Below are 18,979 nucleotides of genomic sequence, written 5' to 3'. Positions count from 1 at the left end.
GGTTCGGAAGCGGCTTGGGATGATGCTGTTCTCGAATCCGGGGGTGGCCTCAGCCGGAGGTGTCCATCAGCCGGAGGTGTCATCGCCGGGCGGTCGCGTTTCGTCGAGGCGGCGCCGGTCCTGCTCGTCCCATTTGCGGGTGTCCCGGGGCTGGGTGTAGGGCTCGGCGTCGGGCGGATAGCCGCCCGCGATGGCCCGCTGCCGGGCGGTCTCGGCGTCGAACTCCAGGCCCAGAAGAATCGCGATGTTGGTGATCCACAGCCAGATCAGGAAGACGATGACGCCGGCCATGGTGCCATACGTCTTGTTGTACGAGGCGAAGTTGGCGACGTACAACGCGAATCCGGCGGAGGCGATCATCCAGATCACCAGCGCCAGGAAGCTACCGGGAGTGATCCAGCGGAAGCCCTTCACCTTCGCGTTGGGACTCGCCCAGTAGAGGATCGCGATCATGATCGTGACCAGCACGACCAGGACGGGCCACTTGGCGATCGACCACACGGTCAGCGCCGTGTCTCCGACGCCGAGTACCTCCCCCACCTCGCGCGCCAGACCGCCGGTGAACACTACGATCACCGCGCTGGCCACGGCCAGCACCATCAGCACGATCGTCACCCCGAGACGCACTGGCAGGATTTTCCAGGCCGGCCGCCCCTCGGGCATGTCGTAGACGGCGTTCGCGGAACGGATGAACGCCGCCACATACCCGGACGCCGACCACACCGCGAGCACCAGGCCCACGATCGCCATCAACGAGCCTATGCCGGCATTGCCCTGCAGCTGTTCCACGGCCCCGGTGATGATGTCGCGCGCCGATCCGGGGGCGAGCTGCTGGATGTTCTCCAGCACCTTGTCCGTGGTCGACTTTCCGGTGATGCCCAATAGGGAGACCAGCACCAGCAGCGCGGGGAAGAGTGACAGCACCCCGTAGTAGGTCAACGCCGCCGCACGGTCGGTCAGCTCGTCGTCCTTGAACTCCCGCATGCTGCCCTTGAGCACCGCGCTCCAGGCGCCCTTCGGCAGCTTGCTCGGCGTATCCGGCTCTCTGCGTTCCACCTCCGGTCCCGGCCCGGCCTCCACCGGTGCCTCGTCGTTGGTGTGGTGGTTACTACGACCTGGAAGATGCAGTTTCGCCATGTGCGCCGTGTACCCACGCTTTGCGCGAGTATCAGGGCTTCCTTTCCGGCGTTCAGGTCCGCGGATCTTCGGCTTGCTGCGATCGCGGGCCCGGCTGGGCAGCGCCCGCCGCCGACTTGCGGTGGGGTGCTCGGCTGACGACTGGCTCGCGCCGGCTCATCAAGCGAAGGAGGGCCGGGACCATTCGCTCGTCGACCGGGCCGCCGACTGCTCACTGAGTGCTTCACGAGTTTGGATGGGAAACCCGGGTAATCGTGCTTGAGTGAGGCTTTTGCATAATTTGGGTGACGTGGATCGATCGCTGACACAGCGTGCGGCCTCCCGCACTCCGCCCAACGTCGGCAAGCTGCTCTCCTGGGTGGAGGAAACCGCCGAGAGTGCAAAGCTGTGGTGCGGCGCCGCCGCCACCATGGCCTGGGCGGGCGGGTGGCGCGGCCGCAGGGCGGCGATGGCCGGCCTGTCCGCCCTGGCGGTTGCCCAGCTCATCTCGAACGGTATGGGCAAGCAACTGGCCCAGCGGCCCCGGCCCCCGAAGGAGTGGTTCCCCCACGACGAGGTCGACGACCGTCCCGATTCCTCCTCCTTCCCTTCAGGACATACCGCCGCCGCGGTGGCCTTCACCGCTGCCGTCGCACCCGCCTGGCCGGCCGTCGGCGCCGCGTGCGCACTACCCGCCGCCATGGTGGTGCTTGAGCGGGTGCAGAGCGGCGCTCACTATGCAAGCGATGTAGCCACCGGCGCCGCCATCGGTCTGGCCAGTGCCTGGCTCACCCGCCGCGCGCCGAGCCTGATCACGCGCCACTGGCCCTGATGGCGCGGGTGACAGTGCGCGCCGAGTCCCCCATCGTGTCGGCCGAGGGCGAAGGCCGGGTCGTTCTCGCGCAGCGTCTTCAGCAGACCCGGGGCCCGGTCGGCGAGCAGGTTCGTCACGGTGGTGACGTAGGCGTGCGCGGTGCCGACGCATATGCCGAAACCGGCCGCGATCCTCGTGAGGCTGTCGTGGCGGCGCAGGTGCACCAGAGCGACAAGTGAGGCGGCGCCGTCACCGTCCTTGCCCACGGTGACCCACAAGTGGCTGTTCGGGTACCAGGAGTTGAGGGCATCAGTGCAGGTGGCGTCCGCCACACAATGCCCCTCACCTGACATCGCGGCGGCGCGTCAGGTCCGCCGCCTGTGCTGGCTCTCCGAGTCCTGCCGGTCGGGCCGCACGTCCCCCGGCAGGGCTGCCGCCGGCACTCATCCCAGGATCGTGACGACACCAGAGGTTTCGTCGCAAAGCGTCAACCCATCGCGGTGAACGGCGAATTCTCGACCGAGTACACCTCGAACGTGGGTGTCCCGTCGATATTCGAGAGAGGAGAACCCTGTGCGATCGCTGGTGCCTCCGTGACCAGGAGCGGGGCGATGCGCCTGGTCCCCGGTTCACCGTTCCCCTCCGGGCTTCTCCCCGACGCACGGCGCGGTCGTCCTGGTCATACGTCCGTGCGCACGATCACCACCAGAGTGCGCGGGCCGTGTACGCCCTCCACACGCTCCAGTTCGATGTCCGATGTCGCCGACGGCCCGCTGATCAGCGTCGTCGGCCGTTCGGGGACGAGTCGGGTCAGCGCCTCGGGGACACCTACGGTTACCGAGGAGAGGTCGACCACGCAGAGGTGCACGTCGGGAACGAGGGACAGCGCGCGGCGGCCCTGGTCGGCCGAGCCGTCGAGGAAGATCGTCCCGGTCTCGGCGCAGCTCACCGCCGAGGCCGTCACCACCGCGTCGAGCGTGGCCAGGCTCTGCGCGGGCACGTCGGCGCGGTCCTCCACGACGGTGCCGGCCCAGCCTGCGAGCCAGGACCGGTCGAGGCCGGCGGGCACCCCGATCCGGCGGGCGCCGAGACCGTCGAGAACATCCGCGAGGACCCGCGCCGCATCGCCGGCCGTACAGGTCCTCACCTGCGCCTTGTAGTCGACCAGCCGGTCCGTGAACAGCTCGAGCCGCTCGGCGTCCGAGAGGCTGCGACCCCGCCGGTAGGCACGTTCCACCGTGACGGGCGGTCGCGGGGCGAGCGCCAGCGCGTCTCGTACGCGGCCGAGGACGATCTCGCGTGCGGTCATCGGTTCTCCTCGTGGACGTCGTCGCTGCCTCTTGGGGCGGCGTCGGCGAGGACGCGCCGACCTTCCTCGGAGGCGTACCAGTCGCGGAAGGTCTGCCGGGGCGGTGCGGGGGTGTCGCGGCTTTCGCTCCACCCTTGCAGGGGTGGCGGGAGGTGGGTGATCTTCCCGTCCCGCCCGGCGGCGATCCGGCCGAGCCGGGCGGCCTTCTGTGCGGCCGTGTACAGCTTCGGCCGGCCCATGACGGCGGCCGCGGCCTTCATGGCGAGCTGTTCGGCGCTCCGGCCGGTCTGCTCGGTGTTCTGGTGGCGCAGCTCCACCAGCAGCGACGGGATGTCGATCTTCACGGGGCAGGCGTCGTAGCAGGCACCGCAGAGGGTGGAGGCGTAGGGCAGTGAGGAGTTGGGGTCGTTCTTCGCGGCGTGCATGCCGGCGAGCTGCGGAGTGAGCACGGCGCCGATCGGGCCGGGGTAGGTCGAGCCGTAGGCATGGCCGCCGACCTGCTCGTACACCGGGCAGACATTCAGGCAGGCCGAGCAGCGGATGCAGCTCAGGGCCTCGCGGCCGACGGCGTCGGCGAGGGCGGCGGTGCGTCCGTTGTCCAGCAGCACCAGGTGGAACTCCTGAGGGCCGTCGCCGGGCGTCACGCCGGTCCACAGGGAGGTGTAGGGATTCATCCGCTCGCCGGTGGAGGAACGCGGCAGCAGCTGGAAGAAGACCTCCAGGTCGGCGTAGCGCGGCAGGACCTTCTCGATGCCCATGACGGTGATCAGGGTGCGCGGCAGCGTCAGACACATCCGGCCGTTCCCCTCGGACTCGACGACGGAGAGGGTGCCGGTCTCGGCGATGCCGAAGTTGGCCCCGGAGACGGCGACCGGGACGGTCATGAACTTCGCGCGCAGATAGGCGCGGGCGGCGGCGGCCAGTTCCGAGGGCACGGAGGTCAGGTCCGGGTCGACGCCCGGGATCGCCTTGAGGAAGATCCGTCGGATCTCCTCCCGGTTGCGGTGGATCGCCGGCACCAGGATGTGGGAGGGCCGGTCATCCGCGAGCTGCACGATCAGTTCGGCGAGATCGGTCTCGTGGGCGGTGACCCCGTGGCTCTCCAGGTGCTCGTTGAGGCCGATCTCCTGCGTCGCCATCGACTTGACCTTGATGACCTCGTCGCTGCCGGTGGCGGCGACGAGCCCGGCGACGATGGCGTTCGCCTCCGCCGCGTCCCGGGCCCAGTGCACCGTGCCGCCGGCCTCGGTGACCTTCGCCTCCAGTTGCTCGAGCAGTTCGGGCAGCCGGTTCATGGTGTCGGCCTTGATCGCGGCTCCGGCGGAACGCAACTCCTCCCAGTCGGGCACCTCCGTGGTGACGGCCAGGCGCTTGGCGCGGATGGTGCGCGTCGCCTTTCGGAGGTTGGAGCGGAGCTGACCGTTGTCCAGCGCGGTCGCGGCCGCCTCCGGGAACGCTCGCTCGCCTCTCAGGTTGCCCTCGCCGTGCGGGGAACGGGGCGGCGCGGCGGGCATGCCGAGGAAGGTGCTGTTCATCGAGCGGCCTCCGTCACAGGGTGCGGCGCGGTGCGGGTGGCGGCGAGGATCTGGGCGAGGTGGAGCGTGCGGGGCCCGGACCGGATGCGCGACAGGCCGCCGCCGATGTGCATCAGACACGAGGAGTCACCGGCGGTGCACACGGCGGCTCCCGTGGACGTCACATGCCTCAGCTTGTCGGCGAGCATGGCCGAGGAGGTACCGGCGTTCTTGACGGCGAAGGTGCCGCCGAAGCCGCAGCAGGTGTCCGCCTCCGGCAGCTCGACCAGGTCGATCCCCTCGACGGCCCGCAGCAGCCGCAGCGGTTTGTCGCCCACGTGGAGCATCCGCAGCGAGTGGCAGGTCGGGTGGTACGTGACACGGTGCGGGAAGTACGCGCCGACATCGACGGTCCCGACGACGTCGACCAAGAACTCGGAGAGCTCGTACGTCTTGACCTTCACCGCGGCGACACCAGCGCGCAGGGCGGGGTCGCCGTACCGCTCGGCGACGATCTCGTGCTGGTGACGCACGCATCCCGCGCACGAGCCGGACGGCATGACGACGGCATCGATGGCCCGGTCGCCGAACTGATCGACGAAGTTCCGCACGAGGGGCACCGGCTCGCGCTGGTAGCCGGTGTTCACATGCATCTGGCCGCAGCAGGTCTGGCCGGGCGGGAAGACCAGCTCGTGGCCGAGGCGGCTGAGCAGCAGCGCCGTCGCCTTCACCGCGTCGGGGAACAGGGTGTCTCCCAAACACGTGGCGAAGAGTCCGATGCGCATGAGGGACCTCCACGGTCGAAGTATGGTCCGACCTTAGTCGCGGCCGAACCGTGGACAAAGAACTGACCGCATTGTGGTCGGACCTTAAGTGCCCGACGCTGCGCCTGACGAGGCAGTCAGTCCGCGGATGCGTCGGCCTCCCGCTTGCCGACGACCGCGCCGTGGAACCCGCGGATGTGTCGCTCGACCAGGTCTGCCGCCGCGGCACCCTCACCGGCCCGCAGCAGGCGGAGCAACTCGCCATGTTCGGCGTTCAGCCCCTCCGCGGTCACAGCCCAGTCCTCGGCCGCTTCCTCCGCCTGAAGGATCAACGTGCGCACGGACTCCCGGACGGCGGAGGTCAGGGTCGAGACGAGGTGGTTGCCAGAGCTACGGGCGATCAGCACATGGAAGGCGGTGTCCAGGTCGTTGTACGCGACGACGTTCGGTCCCGCCTCCCGCATCCGGTCGAGCAACGCCTCCGCCTCGGCCAGGTCGTCCTCCGACGCCGACCGTGAGGCCGCCTCGAAACTGGACCGCTCCAACACGACACGGGCCTCAAGCACATCCTCAAGGTCGTAGCTGCCGAGGGCGAGGTGAAGTCGCAGCACCCGGCCGAGCGCATCGTCCGGATTACGCACGATCCGCGCACCCGCGTCAGGACCGCGCCCCACATTCGCCACCAGCGCACCGATGGTCTCAAGGACCCGCAGGGCCTCACGCAGCGCGGACCGGCTGACGCCCAACGCCAGGGCCAACTCACGCTCGGGCGGCAGGTGGTCACCCGCCTTCAGCTCGCCGGCGAACACCTGCTGCTCGATGCTCTCCAGCACGAGTTCATGCGTCCGCGACTGCCGCACGGGTCGCCACTGGGCCGTCACGGGCGCCTCCCTGTCGATCAGCGGGCACGAACAGACCGCGCCCCGATCCCGCCATCGTAACTATGGTCCGACCTCAGTCATCGGAGTGCGACATCTGGTGAGCTCCACCCCGAGTTGAGCTGTGCCGTAGAACGGTGGCCGACATCGGCATCGACCTCTCCGCACAGTGGTTGAGGCGAGGCGAGGCGAGGCGAGGCGAGGCGAGGCGGGGGCCGGTGGGCCCCTCCGGAACCGCGACCCGGATTCACCGCGCTGCCCGCGACACGGCAATGACCGTCCCGCGCGAGAACCGTGGCCGCTCGGCGGGCGGTCAGCCCTTCAGATCCTGGGTGAGCTGTCTCTGAAGACTGTGGGTCAGGTGGTCCGCCATGGCTTCGGCGGCGCGATCGGCCTTGCCCCGCAGGACCGCGCGGAGGATGCGGTCGTGCTCCTCAAGCGTCGGGTCCTCCGTGGCATTGGCGCTTGTCAGCCGGAAGATGTGCAGATGCGAGTGGAGCCGCTCCACCGCGTCGGCGAGCAGGGGACGGTGCGAGGCGAGCGCGATCGCGTCGTGGAACCGCTGGTCCAGCGCGGCGAAGTCCCGATAGTCCGCATAGCGTCCGGTGGGCCCGGGGTGCGCCCGCATCTCCTCCACTATGCGCTCGATGGCGTCGAGTTGGTCCTCGTTGGCATTGACCGCGGCAAGCGCCGCCGCCCTCGGCTCAAGGAGGAGGCGCATCTCGAAGAGCTCTTCGAGGCCCTTGCGGGTCAGCAACTCGGTCGCCCGGTATCCCGAGAGCGACCGCTTCACCACCAGGCCGTCGGCCTCCAGCCGGGCCAGCGCCTCGCGTACTGGCGTGGGCGATACGCCGAGGGTGCGCGACAGGGCCTCGATGCCGACCCGGGCACCCGGGGCGATGCCGTGGTCCATGACCATGGCCTTGATGTCCTCGTAGACACTGTCTGAGAGGGCCTGCCGTGCGGGGGGCGCTTCCTGCGGCTTCCCCTCCGGCTGCCCAGCCCCCTCCATGGCCCCCTCCGCGGCCCCGCTCGTGGCCGCGGAGTCGTTCTGCGGGGGCATCCGTTCTCCTGCAGCTCGGGCCTTTTCGGGACGTCGGTAGTTTAGCGAGACGGCACCGGGGCTGTGACTCCCCTCCGATGCCACGCGGTCCGCGACGCCGGGGGGCCGGGTCGGATCCCGCCGGACGCCCGACATCGTCAGGCCTGCCCGAACGTCTGGCGCTGCGAGCCGAGACCGTCGATCTCAAGTTCCACGACGTCCCCCGCGCGGAGGTACGGGGTGCCGGGGAGCCCCAGTGCGACCCCCGCCGGAGTGCCGGTGTTCACGACGTCACCGGGTTCGAGGACCATGTACTGGCTGAGGTACCAGACGATGTGGGCGACGCCGAAGATCATGTTCTTAGTGGTGCCGTCCTGGCGCCGAACGCCGTTGACGCTCAGACGCAGCCCCAGGCCCTGCGGGTCGTCGACCTGGTCGCGGGTGACCAGCCACGGGCCCATCGGGTTGAACGTCTCGCAGGACTTGCCCAGGTCCCACTGCGGGGAGAGCTCCAGCTGGAAGGCGCGTTCCGAGACGTCGTTGCTGATCGTGTAGCCCGCGACGGCGGCGAGGGCGTCGTCGGGACCGTCGAGGTATCGTGCCCGCTTGCCGATGACCACGGCCAGCTCCACCTCCCAGTCGGTCTTCTCCGATTCCCGCGGGACGAGGACGGTGTCGTACGGCCCCACGACGGTGTCGGGCGCCTTCATGAAGACGACGGGCCGTTCGGGGATCCTCGCGCCCGTCTCCTCGGCGTGGTCGCGGTAGTTGAGCCCGATGCAGACGACTTTGCCGGGCCGGGCGACCGGTGCGCCGACGCGCAGCCCCTCGCCGTCGAACGGCGGCAGCTCGCCGGCGGCCAGCGCGTGCGCGGCGCGCGCGAGTCCGTCGGAGGCCAGGAACGCGCCGTCGATGTCGGTGGTCAGCGGCGAGATGTCGTACAGTCGGCCGTCGTCCGCGAGGACCGCGGGGCGTTCGGCGCCGATGGGGCCGAGGCGCATGAGCTTCATGGGGTGGTTCCTTTCTCGGGTCGCGCTCCTGTCGAGCGCCCTGATGATGGGTGGAGGGCCGCTACGGCAGGGTCAGTCGATAGACGGTCAGGGCCGTGTCCCCGAGGACGCGGGCCTGTTCGTGAGGGTCGAGTCGGGTGGTCAGCCGGCGTGTGGTGTCCAGCACCGTGGCGTAGTCGGCGGCCAGGGTGCACACGGGCCAGTCCGATCCGAACATCACGCGTTCCGGGCCGAAGGCATCGAGGACCGTGTCGGCGTACGGGCGGAGGTCCTCGACAGACCAGTGCGGCCAGTCGGCCTCGGTCACCAGGCCCGACAACTTGCAGTAGACGTTCGGTTCGGCGGCGAGGTCGCGGAGGTCGGTGGCCCACGGTTCGAGTTCCGCCGTCGCGACGGCCGGCTTGCCGGCGTGGTCGAGGACGAAGGTGAGGCCGGGCAGACGGCGGGCCGCGGCGGTGGCCGACGGCAGTTGGTGCGGCAGGACGACCAAGTCGTAGGCGAGACCCGCGTCGGCGACGGCGGCCAGGCCCCGCAGGACGTCCTCACGGAGCAGCCATCGGGAATCGGACTCGGCCTGGACCTGGTGTCGCAGGCCCACGAGACGTTCGCCTCCGGGCATCCCGCGCAGTTCCGCGAGGGTGTCCGCGATGTCGGGGGCGGTCAGGTCGGTCCAGCCGACCACTCCGGCGACGAGTGGGTCCGACGCGGCCTGGGCCAGCATCTCCGGCGTCTCCTCGGGGACCGTCACGGTCTGCACGAGGACGCTCGCGCGGACTCCGGCCCGCTCGGCCAGCGGACGCAGATCCCGAAGCGAGAAGTCGCGGCGGAGCGGTGCGAGGGCGGGTCCTGTGATCCAGGTCTGGTCGCGTACGGCCAGGTCCCACACGTGGTGGTGCGCGTCGACGACGATCGGTGCGGTCATGCCCTGCCCCCTTCGCGCGGTGTGCCGCCGGTCCGGTCGGACGGCGGGGCCGACGGCACCGGGACGTCCGCGGGGAGCAGCCCGGCGGTGCGGAGATCGCTCCACAGTTCGTCCGGGACGGGTCGGTGGAACTGTGCGACCGCGTCCTCCACCTCCGCCGCGCTGCGCAGGCCGAGCAGTACGGAGGCGACCGCGGGGTGGCCGAGGGGGAAGCGTGCCGCCGCGGCCCGCAGCGGCACGCCGTGGTCCGCGCAGACCCGTTGTATCGCCAGCGCGCGCTCCAGCACGTCCGGGTCGGCCTGCCGGTACCCGTAGGTGGCACCGGGCCCCGGAGCCGCGAGGAGGCCCGAGTTGAAGACGCCGCCGGCCACCACCGAGACGCCTCGCTCGGCGGCGAGCGGCAGGAGCTCGTCGAGACCGCTCTGTTCGAGGAGGGTGTAGCAGCCGGCGAGCAGGACGACGTCGATGTCGGTGTCCCGCACGAAGCGCGCCGGCAGAGCCGGCTGGTTCATGCCCACTCCGATGGCCTTCACGACGCCTTCCGCGCGGAGGCGTTCGAGGGCGGGGTAGGCCTCGTCGAGAGCCTGCGGTCCGTGGTCGTCGGGGTCATGGAGGTAGACGATGTCGATGTGGTCCAGGCCGAGCCGGTGCAGGCTGTCGTCCAGGCTGCGGCGCACGCCGTCGGCGGTGAAGTCCCAGACACGCCGGTGGGTGGTGGGCACGGCGAAGCCGTTGGCGAGGTCGTCCCCGGAGCGGTCGGCGAGGGGTTGGAGGCGGCGGCCGACCTTGGTGGAGAGGGTGTACTCGCTCCGCGGGCGGGCGCGCAGCGAAGCGCCGAGGCGACGCTCGGAAAGCCCGAGGCCGTAGTGCGGGGCCGTGTCGAAGGAGCGAATGCCCTTGTCCCAGGCCGTGTCGAGGGCGGCGGCGGCCTGCTCCTCGGTCGTCTCGGTGAAGAGGTTGCCGAGGGCCGCGGCGCCGAAGGCGAGGGTCGATGTCCAGGTGGCGCCGCCGCCCAGCGGCGCTCTCCTCAGCGGCCCGTTCATGCGCCGACCGGCCTCAGTCGCAGCCCGGCCATCCCGCCGTCGACGGCGAGCGCGGTTCCGGTGACGGAGCCGGCCGCCGGCCCGGCGAGGTACACGATCGCCGCGGCGACCTCCTCGGCGGTGACGAGGCGTCCGTGCGGCTGGCGGGCGCCGAGCGCTGCCCGTTCCGCGGCCGGGTCCTCGGCTGCGTCGAGCAGCCTGCCCACCCAGGGGGTGTCGACCGTACCCGGGTTGACGCAGTTGACGCGTACGCCTTCCCGGACGTGGTCGGCGGCCATGGCCAGGGTGAGGGAGAGGACGGCTCCCTTGGTCGCGGAGTAGAGGGCGCGCTGGGGAAGCCCGGCCGTCGCCGCGATCGAGCAGGTGTTGACGATCGCGGCGTGTGACGAGCGGCGCAGGTGGGGGAGTGCGGCGCGGGTGACGCGTACGACGCCGAGGACGTTGATGTCGAACACCTTGCGCCACTGCTCGTCCGGGTTGTCCGCGACGGTGCCGGTGGCGCCGATGCCCGCATTGTTGACGAGGATGTCGATCCCGTTGAGGGCGGCCGCCGCCTCCTCCACCGCCGCCCTGACGGACGCGTCGTCTCCGACGTCGGCCTTCAGACCTGTCAGCGGCGGCAGGCAGCCGGACGGGTCGAGGTCGAGGGCGGCGACACGGGCCCCCCGCTCGGCAAGCAGCCGGGAGGTGGCAAGGCCGATGCCCGAGGCGCCGCCCGTGACGACGGCGCGCAGCCCGGTGAGTTCTGCCGTCATGCGGCCACCTCTTCCGCGGTCGGGTCGACGCCACCGGGCCGCGCTGCGAGGTCCGTGGCCCAGAACTCCCCGTGCGGGTAGGCGTACGTCGTGAGGGAGCGGGTGAGCATCGTGGCGCTGAACCCGGGTGCGGTCGGCGCGGTGTAGTGGCCGTTCCGGATGACGACGGGGTCGACGAAGTGCTCGTGGAGATGATCGACGTACTCGATGACGCGGTCCTCTGTGGTGCCGGACAGGGCCACGTAGTCGAACATCGACAGGTGCTGGACCAGTTCGCACAGTCCGACGCCGCCGGCGTGGGGGCACACGGGGACGCCGAACTTCGCCGCGAGCAGCAGGATCGCCAGGTTCTCGTTGACGCCGCCCACGCGGGCGGCGTCGAGCTGGAGTACGTCGATGGCGCCGGCCTGGAGCAGCTGCTTGAAGACGATGCGGTTCTGTACGTGCTCGCCGGTGGCGACCTTGACGGGTGCCACCGCGGTGCGGATGGCGGCGTGGCCGAGGATGTCGTCAGGGCTGGTGGGCTCCTCGATCCAGTACGGGTCGAACTCGGCGAGCGCGTTGGTCCATCGGACGGCCTCGTCGACGTTCCAGCGCTGGTTGGCGTCGATGGCCATGCGGACCCCGGGTCCGATCGCCGCCCGGGCGGCGCGGCAGCGCCGGATGTCTTCGTCCAGGTCGGCGCCGACCTTCAGCTTGATCTGTGCGAAGCCGTCGGCGACCGCTGACTTGGCGAGCCGGGTGAGTTTCTCCTCCGAGTAGCCCAGCCAGCCGGGGGAGGTCGTGTAGGCCGGGTATCCGGTGGCGAAGAGCTGTCGCCGGCGTGCCTGTCGTCCGTCCCGGCCGTGCCGCAGCAGGGCGAGCGCGTCCTGCTCGCTGAGGGCGTCGGCGATGTACCGGAAGTCGACCTGGCCGACGAGCCATTCGGGTTCCGCGTCGGCGAGCAGCTGCCACAGCGGCTTGCCCTGTCGCTTGGCCGCCAGGTCCCAGACGGCGTTGACGACGGCCCCGACGGCCATGTGCATGACGCCCTTCTCGGGGCCGAGCCAGCGCAGTTGGCTGTCACCTGTCAGGTCGCGGCTGACGGCGCCGGGGTCGGCGCACAGCTCGTCGACGGTACGGCCGACGATGTGCGGGCGGAGCGCTTCGATCGCCGTGACCTGCACCTCGTTGCCACGACCGATGGTGAAGACGAAGCCGTGGCCTGCCAGGTCGTCGGCGGCGTCGGTGCGCAGGATCAGATACGCGGCGGAGTAGTCGGGGTCGGGGTTCATCGCGTCGGAACCGTCCAGCTCCCGGGAGGTCGGGAAGCGGATGTCGTAGGTGTCCAGGGCGACGACCCGCGCGGCGGTGGTGTCGATGGGCAAGGGGGTTCCTTGTCGGTAGGGCGTACGTGGGGCGAGGCAGACCGGGCCCTGGTGGTCACTCCATGAGGAACACCTGCTCCAGCGATGCCCACCTGTCCTCCGGGCCCGCCTCCTTGACGCGTTCCTGGCAAGAGTCGGTGAGGTGCCACCAGGCCTGCGTCGCCTCGTCATCGGCAAGTCGTGCAAGGTCGGCGACCAGATCGTCGCCGTGGTACTCGAAGTAGGCGAACAGCAGGTCGCCGTAGAGGTGGATCGAGTAGTTCGCGATGTGGCGGGACCGCAGTCGGTCGAGCACCGGCCGCGGGACGTCGCGGTGCAGCTCGCGGTACTCGTCGGCTTTGTCCGGGCGGACCCGGATCACCTGGGCCACGCGCCTCATCGGGCGCTCTCCCGGGGGGTCACGGCCGAGCTCGCCCGGTGGTGGATGACGCGGATGATGCGGCCGCTCATCCGGTCGTAGTCGCGGTCGTTGTCGACCTCGCCGCGGATGCGGTGGTCGGCCATCACGAGGACCCGGTCGGCCAGGGTGATCATCTCGGCGAGGTCGCTGGTGATGAGGAGGATGGGCAGGCCCTGTCGGGCCAGTTCCCACAGGAGTTCGTGGAAGGCGTGCTTGGTGCGGACGTCGACGCCCACGGTCGGTTCGTCGACGATGAGCAGGCGGGTGTCGGTGGCGAGCCACTTCGCCAGGCTCACCTTCTGCTGGTTTCCGCCGGAGAGTTCTCCGGCGTTCTGCCCGAGCCCGGAGACGCGGATACCGAGGCGGTCGACGAGGTCCTGCGCCGTGTCCCGTTCTTGGCGGGCGGAGACGAATCCGAGGACCTTGGCGAGCTTCCGCCACACCGTCACGGTGATGTTCCGGTGGATGGGCTGTTCGAGGAAGACGCCTTCCTCCTTGCGGTTCTCGGTCAGGTAGCCGATGCCGTACTCGTGGAGTGCCTGGCGCGGCGAACTGATCCGGGCCGGCCTTCCGTGTACCCGGATCTCGCCTCCGGTCACCCGGTCGAGACCGAGCACCGCCTTGACGAGTTCGCTGCGCCCGGCGCCGACCAGACCGTACAGACCGACGATCTCGCCGGGGCGCACGTCGAGGGAGATGTTCTCGTGTCCGTCGGCCGTGGAGAGCCGGTCGAGTGACAGCACCGGCGCGGCGGTGGTGTCGACGGGGCGGGGCTCCATGGCGGTCGCGGCGTGGGCACGGCCCACCATCAGGGAGACGACGTCGTCGTGGCTGTGGTCGGCCAGGGGCGAGGATTCGAGCACGGACTTCCCGTCGCGGAGCACGGTGACGGTGTCGCAGATGGCGAAGACCTCTTCGAGCTTGTGGCTGACGAAGACGACGCAGGTGCCTCGGGCCTTCAGCCGTCGGACGACCTCGAAGAGCCTCTCCGCTTCTTCGGGGGACAGGGACGCGGTCGGCTCGTCGAGGAGCAGTACCTTGCTCTCGGTGTAGAGGGCCTTGGCGATCTCGACCAACTGCTGCTGTGCCACCGACAGTTCACGGACCGGCCGGTGGGGATCGATGTCCAGGCCCAGCTCCGCGAGGCAGGCGCGCGCGGGAGCCGTCATGGCGTCCCGGTCGACGAGACCGCGGCGGGCGGGGGGAGCCTGGAGTGTGATGTTCTCCGCCACCGAGAAGGCGGGGATGAGGTTGCGTTCCTGATGGACGACGCCGATCCCGGTCCGGGCGGCCTCCAGCGGAGAGCGCAGGTGCACCTCGTCGCCGAGCCAGGTCAGGCGCCCGCCGTCGGGCGTGTGCACGCCGGTCAGAACCTTGATCAGGGTGGACTTGCCGGCGCCGTTCTCGCCGAGCAGGGCGTGCACGGAGCCCGCCGTGAGGCGCAGTCCGACGCAGTCCAGGGCCCGTATGCCGGGGAAGACCTTGACGATCTCCGTGCAGTCGAGAAGGACGGTGCTGCTCATCGGGCGCCTCCCGCGTTCGGCAGGGCGGTGTCCGTCGGCCGGCCGGCGTCCACCGGGGCGGTCAGCGGACGTCCCTGCGCCTTGCCCTTCTTCTCCAGGCGGCTCTGGTGCACGCGGCCGCCGACCACGGTGCCCAGGACGACCACCCCGATAAGGAAGTTGACCCAGCTGGGGTCGAGTGAGAACTGGGCGCGGGCCGCGTCGATGAGCCGCATCACGAAGGCCGCGAGGACCGTGCCGAAGACGGCCACGGCACCTCCGGTGAGGGCGACGCCACCGATGATCGGTGCCGCGAAGCTCGGCAGCAGCCAGTCGCCGCCGACGCTGCGGTTGACGCCCGGCAGCGAGGCTGTCGCGACCACGGCGGCCACGCCGACGAGGAGGCCCGAGACGGTGTGGGCGAGCACGATCTGGCGGTTGGTGGAGATGCCGGAAAGGCGGGCTGCGAGCGGGTTGCCACCTGCCGCCAGCAGACGGCGGCCCGCGGTGGTGCGGTACATGAACGCGGCGAGCAGGGCGGCCGTGGCGAGCGCGACGAGGAACACCAGGGGGATGTTCAGCGGGGCCGCCCGGCCGAGGTCCCGGAGGGTCTCGGAGTAGCCGTCGATGGTGCGGGTGCCCGAGAGACGGTGCTGCGCCCCGAGCAGGATCGTCATCGTGCCGAGGGTGACGATGAAGCCGTTGATCTGGGTCGCCACGATGAACAGGCCCGTCACCAGGCCGACCAGGGTCGCCGTGGCCACGCCCGCCAGCACGGCGAGCGGCGCAGGAACGCCGCTGTCGGCCATCAGGACGCCCATCAGACAGGCGCTGAAGCCGCCGAGGGCGCCGACCGCGAGATTGAGCTGCCCGACGCAGAGGGCGACCATCTGGGCGAGGCCGATGAGGATGGGTGTGGCCAGGTACTGGAGGAAGGTGCGCACGGAGGGACCGCTGAAGAACGTGCCCGACGAGGTGACGCCCAGGGCGATGTACCCGACCAGGGCGACGACGAGGAGCGTCATCGTCGTCGAGCGGGTGAATGTGCGCAGCACCGAGCCGGCCCTCGCGCTCCGGTCGTTGAGCGTGATCATGTGGAGCGCACCACCTTGCGATAGGACACGACGGTACGGACGCGGTCGGCCGACAGGGCGAACAGCAGCACGCAGCCGAGGTAGATGTTCAGGCTCTCGAGGCCGACGCCCAGCAGGTCGAGACCCTTGCGGATGACGCCGACGAGGGACGTGCCGAGCAGGGCGCCGATCACGGAGACGACACCGCCGGTGAGCAGGGTCCCGCCGAGCACCGCGCCGAGGAACGAGGGGAGCATGAAGTCGTCGCCGATGGACGCGCGGAACGTTCCGGTGCCGACGGCGGCCATGAATCCGGCGAGCGCGGCAAGCAGGCCCGACAGGGCGTGCGCGAGGATGACGCGGCGGCCCGTGGGGATGCCGGACAGTTCGGCCGCCGCCTGGTTCGCGCCGGTGAGGAGCAGTTCCCGTCCGACCCGGGTGCAGGTGTAAAGGAAGCCCAGGGCGAGCAGCGCCAGCAGGGTGAACTGGATCATCTGCGGTACGGCGGCCGATCCGCATACGGGGCCGAGGCAGATGTCGGCCAGCGAGGAGGACCGCAGTTCGGCGAGGCCGGCCGGCCGGGTGGTGAAGGCGGCGTTCTCGGTGAGCGCCGAGTACAGCAGGGACACCAGTCCGAGGAGCGCGAAGTCCATGGCCAGGGTCACCACGAACGAACTCACGCCGGTACGGGCGATGATCCAGCCGGTCACCCCGCCGATCGCCGCGCCGGCGCACAGGCAGAGTAGGAGCCCGAGCGGCAGCGGCAGGCCCAGCCGGTCGTAGCCGAATCCCGCGAACATCGCGCCGAAGGCGGCCATCCGGCCGACGGCCAGGTTCATGTGCCCGATGGACAGGACCACCATCTGCGCGAGAGCCACGACGGTGAGGGTCGCGATGTCGCGGAGCAGCGGGAACAGCACGAGCCGCTCGTCGAAGAAGGCGGGGCGCAGGAAGCCGAAGACGGCGCACAGGGCGACGATGAGCACGAGCAGTCCGAGCCGCTGGTTCACCCAGAACGGCGTCTTGTGCGTCTTGCGGGGGGTGGTCGGCGGTGCGGCGGTTTCCGAGGGGGCCTCGGGGGGTGAGACGGGTGCGGTCACGACACCCTCCGGTCGTCGATGGCGTCCATGTCCCAGTCGATGCCGATGCCTGGCTCGTCGGGGGCGACGGCCATGCCGTCGCGTACCGTCATCTCGCTCCGGGTCACCGCGCGCAGCTGCGGGATGTGCTCGACGAACTTCCCGTTGGGGACGGCGGCGACGAGGCTGACGTGGAGTTCCATCAGGAAGTGCGGGCAGACCATCACGTTGTGGGCCTCCGCCAGGTGGGCGACCTTCAGCCAGGGGGTGATGCCGCCGACGCGTGCGGCGTCCACCTGCACGATGGACGCGGCGCCCGCCTCCAGGTAGTTGCGGAACTGCGTGATCGAGTACATCGACTCGCCGACGGCCACGGGGATGTTCGTCGCCCTGGCCAGCCGGGCGTGGCCGCTGAGGTCGTCGGCCGGCATGGGCTCCTCGAGCCAGTACGGGTCGTAGGGCTCCAGGGCGGCCGCCAGTTGGAGAGCCGAGGAGATCGTCTGCGACTGGTTGGCGTCGGTCATGATATGGAGCGACGGACCGACGGCCTCGCGGACGGCGCGCAGCCGCTCGGCGTCCTCGTTCAGGTGCGGCTTGCCCACCTTGATCTTGACGCCGGCCCAGCCGGCCTCCTTCGCCACGAGCGCCGACTTGACCAGTTCGTCGGTGCCGAGGTGGAGCCAGCCGCCCTCGGTGTCGTACACCGGGACCTCGCGACGGTGACCGCCGGCCAGCCGCCACAGCGGTTCGCCCGCACGCTTGCAGCGCAGGTCCCACAGGGCGGTGTCCACAGCGGCGAGGGCGAGGGAGGTGATGGCGCCGGTGGTGGTCGCCCGGGTGGTGGCGAACAGGCGCTGCCACAGCGCCTCGATGTTGCGTGCGTCCTCGCCGACGAGGAGGGGCAGCAGATGGTCCTGGAGCAGGGAGAGGACGGAGGTTCCCCCGGTACCGATCGTGTAGGCGTAGCCGGTTCCCCGGAGGCCGTCCGTCGTGGCGAGCTCGACCAAAATCGTCTCCTGCTTGACGAAGGCCTGCACCGCGTCGGTGCGGTCCGTCTCCACCGCGATGCCGGCCAGCAGGGCCGTGGCGGTCGTGATGATGCTCATCGTGCGAGGTCCGATTTCTGTAGTGCCGGACGGCCGTGTCAGTTGCAGGCGAGGAGCTCGTCGGCGAACTGCTTCTTGAGCTGTTCGGTCTTCGCCTTCCGGTCGGCGTCGTAGGTGGCCACGTCGGCCTTGGTGACGACGAAGGAGCCGGAGTCCACGATCACGCCGGGCTCGCGCATGGTGCACTGCTTCGACTGCAGGAGCGCGAGCACCCACGCGCCCACCTCGGCCTGGCCCACGGGGTTCTGCACGACGGTCGCGGCGACCGAGCCCTTGGTGATGGAGTCGAGGATCTTGGCGTCGTCGTCGATGGCGACGACCTTCGCCGACGAACCGGTGCTCGTGACCGCGTCGGCGGCGGCGACCGCAGGGTTGTAGGCGGTGGCGACGATGCCCTGGATCTGGTCGCCCTTCGCGGCGAGCAGGTCGGAGACGGCCTTCTGGGCGGTCTGGAGGTCCTTGTCGATGTCGGTGATGTTCTGGAGCAGCTTGACTTTGCCGCCGCTCTCGCTCACGGCCTTGTCGACGCCCTGGATCCGCAGCTGGGTGTTCGCGTCGACGTTGTTCCCGGTGAGGTGTACCAGGGTGCCCTTGCCGCCCATGGCCTCGATGGCGGCCTTGGTCGCCTTGTACGCGGCGACCTCGACGTTCGTCGACAGACAGAAGTCCGCCTCGTTGTTGCCGCCGGCCGGACAGGACGCCAGCGAGGCCACGGCGAACCCCTGGGACTTCAGGTCCGCGAACGTGGTGTTGATGTCGGTCGGAGACACCCCGAAGACGCCGAACGCGTTGTAGCCCCTCGCGGCGAGGGTGGAGATCAGGTTGTTCTGCTTCTGCTGGTCCCACTCCGCGGTCTCGTCGAACGTCACGTCGCCGAGGCCGTGCGCCTTCTTGGCCGCGGCTCCGGCCGTCTTCCAGGGCTGGAAGTACGGGTGGGCGCCACCGGGCACGAGCGCCACCTTGGTCCCGGATCCGTCGGCCAGGTCCGCCGTTCCGTCACCGGTCTTGGCCGATGCCTTGGTGGCGTTGCCCGCCGGCTCGTCGGAGGACTTCACGGTGCAGGCCGAGGAACCTGCCATCAGCACGGCCACGGTGAAGATCCCCGACAGAGCGGCTCTGGTCCGGATGCGCATCTCGACCACTTTCTGAAGAATCAGATAGGAAATTGATGAGGTGATCGTTGATTCGAGGAAGGGGTCTCGTCAAGAGGCGTGCACGGCTATTTCGGCTTCACCTACGTCGCCCCACCCCGCTCGGCGCCGACCTTGGCATCTGAACAGGCAAA

At 70.2% G+C, this 18,979-nt stretch carries 18 protein-coding genes and 1 pseudogene; 1 reads left to right on the top strand and 18 read right to left on the bottom strand.

Translation table 11 applies throughout. The features are described 5' to 3' along the window. Positions 1-66 precede the first annotated feature (66 nt). Entirely contained in the window at positions 67-1,137 is a 1,071-nt protein-coding gene (locus tag ABZZ79_RS07145) for a YihY/virulence factor BrkB family protein (protein WP_356687339.1), read from the bottom strand. A gap of 289 nt (positions 1,138-1,426) precedes the next feature. Between ABZZ79_RS07145 and ABZZ79_RS07140 the strand changes: the two genes are divergently transcribed. Then, positions 1,427-1,948, top strand: a complete 522-nt coding sequence (locus ABZZ79_RS07140) for a phosphatase PAP2 family protein (RefSeq protein WP_356687337.1) — start codon at positions 1,427-1,429, stop codon at positions 1,946-1,948. A gap of 44 nt (positions 1,949-1,992) precedes the next feature. Here ABZZ79_RS07140 and ABZZ79_RS07135 read toward each other — a convergent pair. The 17 genes and pseudogenes from ABZZ79_RS07135 to ABZZ79_RS07055 form a co-directional block, all read right to left on the bottom strand. Continuing rightward, positions 1,993-2,169 (bottom strand): annotated as a pseudogene (locus ABZZ79_RS07135) (transposase family protein); the annotation flags it as partial. Between the two features lie 440 nt (positions 2,170-2,609). Beyond that, complete coding sequence (locus ABZZ79_RS07130) at positions 2,610-3,239, bottom strand: LUD domain-containing protein (protein WP_356687335.1); 630 nt, start codon at positions 3,237-3,239, stop codon at positions 2,610-2,612. Then, entirely contained in the window at positions 3,236-4,774 is a 1,539-nt protein-coding gene (locus ABZZ79_RS07125; protein ID WP_356687333.1) for a lactate utilization protein B, read from the bottom strand. Before ABZZ79_RS07125 ends, ABZZ79_RS07130 begins: the two co-directional genes overlap by 4 nt. After that, positions 4,771-5,538 (bottom strand): (Fe-S)-binding protein, encoded by a 768-nt coding sequence (locus tag ABZZ79_RS07120; RefSeq protein ID WP_356687331.1) that lies wholly within the window; start codon positions 5,536-5,538, stop codon positions 4,771-4,773. The genes ABZZ79_RS07125 and ABZZ79_RS07120 overlap by 4 nt, the downstream gene beginning before the upstream one ends. A gap of 116 nt (positions 5,539-5,654) precedes the next feature. After that, complete coding sequence (locus ABZZ79_RS07115) at positions 5,655-6,398, bottom strand: FCD domain-containing protein (RefSeq protein ID WP_356687329.1); 744 nt, start codon at positions 6,396-6,398, stop codon at positions 5,655-5,657. A gap of 310 nt (positions 6,399-6,708) precedes the next feature. Beyond that, positions 6,709-7,407 carry a GntR family transcriptional regulator gene (locus tag ABZZ79_RS07110; RefSeq protein WP_356687687.1) on the bottom strand — a complete coding sequence of 233 codons (699 nt, stop codon included), beginning with the start codon at positions 7,405-7,407 and terminating at the stop codon, positions 6,709-6,711. A gap of 188 nt (positions 7,408-7,595) precedes the next feature. Continuing rightward, positions 7,596-8,447 carry a fumarylacetoacetate hydrolase family protein gene (locus tag ABZZ79_RS07105; RefSeq protein WP_356687327.1) on the bottom strand — a complete coding sequence of 284 codons (852 nt, stop codon included), beginning with the start codon at positions 8,445-8,447 and terminating at the stop codon, positions 7,596-7,598. Between the two features lie 61 nt (positions 8,448-8,508). Next, positions 8,509-9,369, bottom strand: coding sequence for an amidohydrolase family protein (locus ABZZ79_RS07100; protein WP_356687325.1), 861 nt, complete (start codon positions 9,367-9,369; stop codon positions 8,509-8,511). Then, positions 9,366-10,412, bottom strand: coding sequence for an aldo/keto reductase (locus ABZZ79_RS07095; protein WP_356687323.1), 1,047 nt, complete (start codon positions 10,410-10,412; stop codon positions 9,366-9,368). Before ABZZ79_RS07095 ends, ABZZ79_RS07100 begins: the two co-directional genes overlap by 4 nt. Beyond that, entirely contained in the window at positions 10,409-11,167 is a 759-nt protein-coding gene (locus ABZZ79_RS07090) for an SDR family oxidoreductase (RefSeq protein ID WP_356687321.1), read from the bottom strand. Before ABZZ79_RS07090 ends, ABZZ79_RS07095 begins: the two co-directional genes overlap by 4 nt. Continuing rightward, positions 11,164-12,528, bottom strand: coding sequence for an enolase C-terminal domain-like protein (locus ABZZ79_RS07085; RefSeq protein ID WP_356687685.1), 1,365 nt, complete (start codon positions 12,526-12,528; stop codon positions 11,164-11,166). Before ABZZ79_RS07085 ends, ABZZ79_RS07090 begins: the two co-directional genes overlap by 4 nt. Positions 12,529-12,589: 61 nt before the next feature. After that, positions 12,590-12,913 (bottom strand): L-rhamnose mutarotase, encoded by a 324-nt coding sequence (locus tag ABZZ79_RS07080; protein ID WP_356687319.1) that lies wholly within the window; start codon positions 12,911-12,913, stop codon positions 12,590-12,592. Continuing rightward, positions 12,910-14,457: a sugar ABC transporter ATP-binding protein gene (locus ABZZ79_RS07075; protein ID WP_356687317.1), complete on the bottom strand. Its 1,548-nt coding sequence runs from the start codon at positions 14,455-14,457 to the stop codon at positions 12,910-12,912. Before ABZZ79_RS07075 ends, ABZZ79_RS07080 begins: the two co-directional genes overlap by 4 nt. Next, positions 14,454-15,530 (bottom strand): ABC transporter permease, encoded by a 1,077-nt coding sequence (locus ABZZ79_RS07070; RefSeq protein WP_356687315.1) that lies wholly within the window; start codon positions 15,528-15,530, stop codon positions 14,454-14,456. Before ABZZ79_RS07070 ends, ABZZ79_RS07075 begins: the two co-directional genes overlap by 4 nt. Beyond that, complete coding sequence (locus ABZZ79_RS07065) at positions 15,527-16,609, bottom strand: ABC transporter permease (protein WP_356687313.1); 1,083 nt, start codon at positions 16,607-16,609, stop codon at positions 15,527-15,529. Before ABZZ79_RS07065 ends, ABZZ79_RS07070 begins: the two co-directional genes overlap by 4 nt. Beyond that, positions 16,606-17,694 carry a mandelate racemase/muconate lactonizing enzyme family protein gene (locus tag ABZZ79_RS07060; protein WP_356687311.1) on the bottom strand — a complete coding sequence of 363 codons (1,089 nt, stop codon included), beginning with the start codon at positions 17,692-17,694 and terminating at the stop codon, positions 16,606-16,608. Before ABZZ79_RS07060 ends, ABZZ79_RS07065 begins: the two co-directional genes overlap by 4 nt. A 38-nt stretch (positions 17,695-17,732) precedes the next feature. Beyond that, positions 17,733-18,827 carry a substrate-binding domain-containing protein gene (locus tag ABZZ79_RS07055; RefSeq protein WP_356687309.1) on the bottom strand — a complete coding sequence of 365 codons (1,095 nt, stop codon included), beginning with the start codon at positions 18,825-18,827 and terminating at the stop codon, positions 17,733-17,735. Between the last annotated feature and the right edge of the window lie 152 nt (positions 18,828-18,979).

Origin of the sequence: Streptomyces sp. NPDC006458 (genome assembly GCF_040612135.1) — a bacterium.
Classification (GTDB): domain Bacteria; phylum Actinomycetota; class Actinomycetes; order Streptomycetales; family Streptomycetaceae; genus Streptomyces.
Note: the sequence above shows the minus strand (reverse complement) of the source record. Positions and strands in the feature narration are given on the sequence as shown.

Coding starts and splice junctions, on each gene's coding strand:
- ABZZ79_RS07105 (WP_356687327.1), bottom strand. CDS start 8,447: ATGAAGCTCATGCGCCTCGGCCCCATCGGCGCCGAACGCCCCGCGGTC.
- ABZZ79_RS07095 (WP_356687323.1), bottom strand. CDS start 10,412: ATGAACGGGCCGCTGAGGAGAGCGCCGCTGGGCGGCGGCGCCACCTGG.
- ABZZ79_RS07070 (WP_356687315.1), bottom strand. CDS start 15,530: ATGATCACGCTCAACGACCGGAGCGCGAGGGCCGGCTCGGTGCTGCGC.
- ABZZ79_RS07100 (WP_356687325.1), bottom strand. CDS start 9,369: ATGACCGCACCGATCGTCGTCGACGCGCACCACCACGTGTGGGACCTG.
- ABZZ79_RS07120 (WP_356687331.1), bottom strand. CDS start 5,538: ATGCGCATCGGACTCTTCGCCACGTGTTTGGGAGACACCCTGTTCCCC.
- ABZZ79_RS07090 (WP_356687321.1), bottom strand. CDS start 11,167: ATGACGGCAGAACTCACCGGGCTGCGCGCCGTCGTCACGGGCGGCGCC.
- ABZZ79_RS07125 (WP_356687333.1), bottom strand. CDS start 4,774: ATGAACAGCACCTTCCTCGGCATGCCCGCCGCGCCGCCCCGTTCCCCG.
- ABZZ79_RS07130 (WP_356687335.1), bottom strand. CDS start 3,239: ATGACCGCACGCGAGATCGTCCTCGGCCGCGTACGAGACGCGCTGGCG.
- ABZZ79_RS07055 (WP_356687309.1), bottom strand. CDS start 18,827: ATGCGCATCCGGACCAGAGCCGCTCTGTCGGGGATCTTCACCGTGGCC.
- ABZZ79_RS07145 (WP_356687339.1), bottom strand. CDS start 1,137: ATGGCGAAACTGCATCTTCCAGGTCGTAGTAACCACCACACCAACGAC.
- ABZZ79_RS07080 (WP_356687319.1), bottom strand. CDS start 12,913: ATGAGGCGCGTGGCCCAGGTGATCCGGGTCCGCCCGGACAAAGCCGAC.
- ABZZ79_RS07075 (WP_356687317.1), bottom strand. CDS start 14,457: ATGAGCAGCACCGTCCTTCTCGACTGCACGGAGATCGTCAAGGTCTTC.
- ABZZ79_RS07110 (WP_356687687.1), bottom strand. CDS start 7,407: ATGGAGGGGGCTGGGCAGCCGGAGGGGAAGCCGCAGGAAGCGCCCCCC.
- ABZZ79_RS07060 (WP_356687311.1), bottom strand. CDS start 17,694: ATGAGCATCATCACGACCGCCACGGCCCTGCTGGCCGGCATCGCGGTG.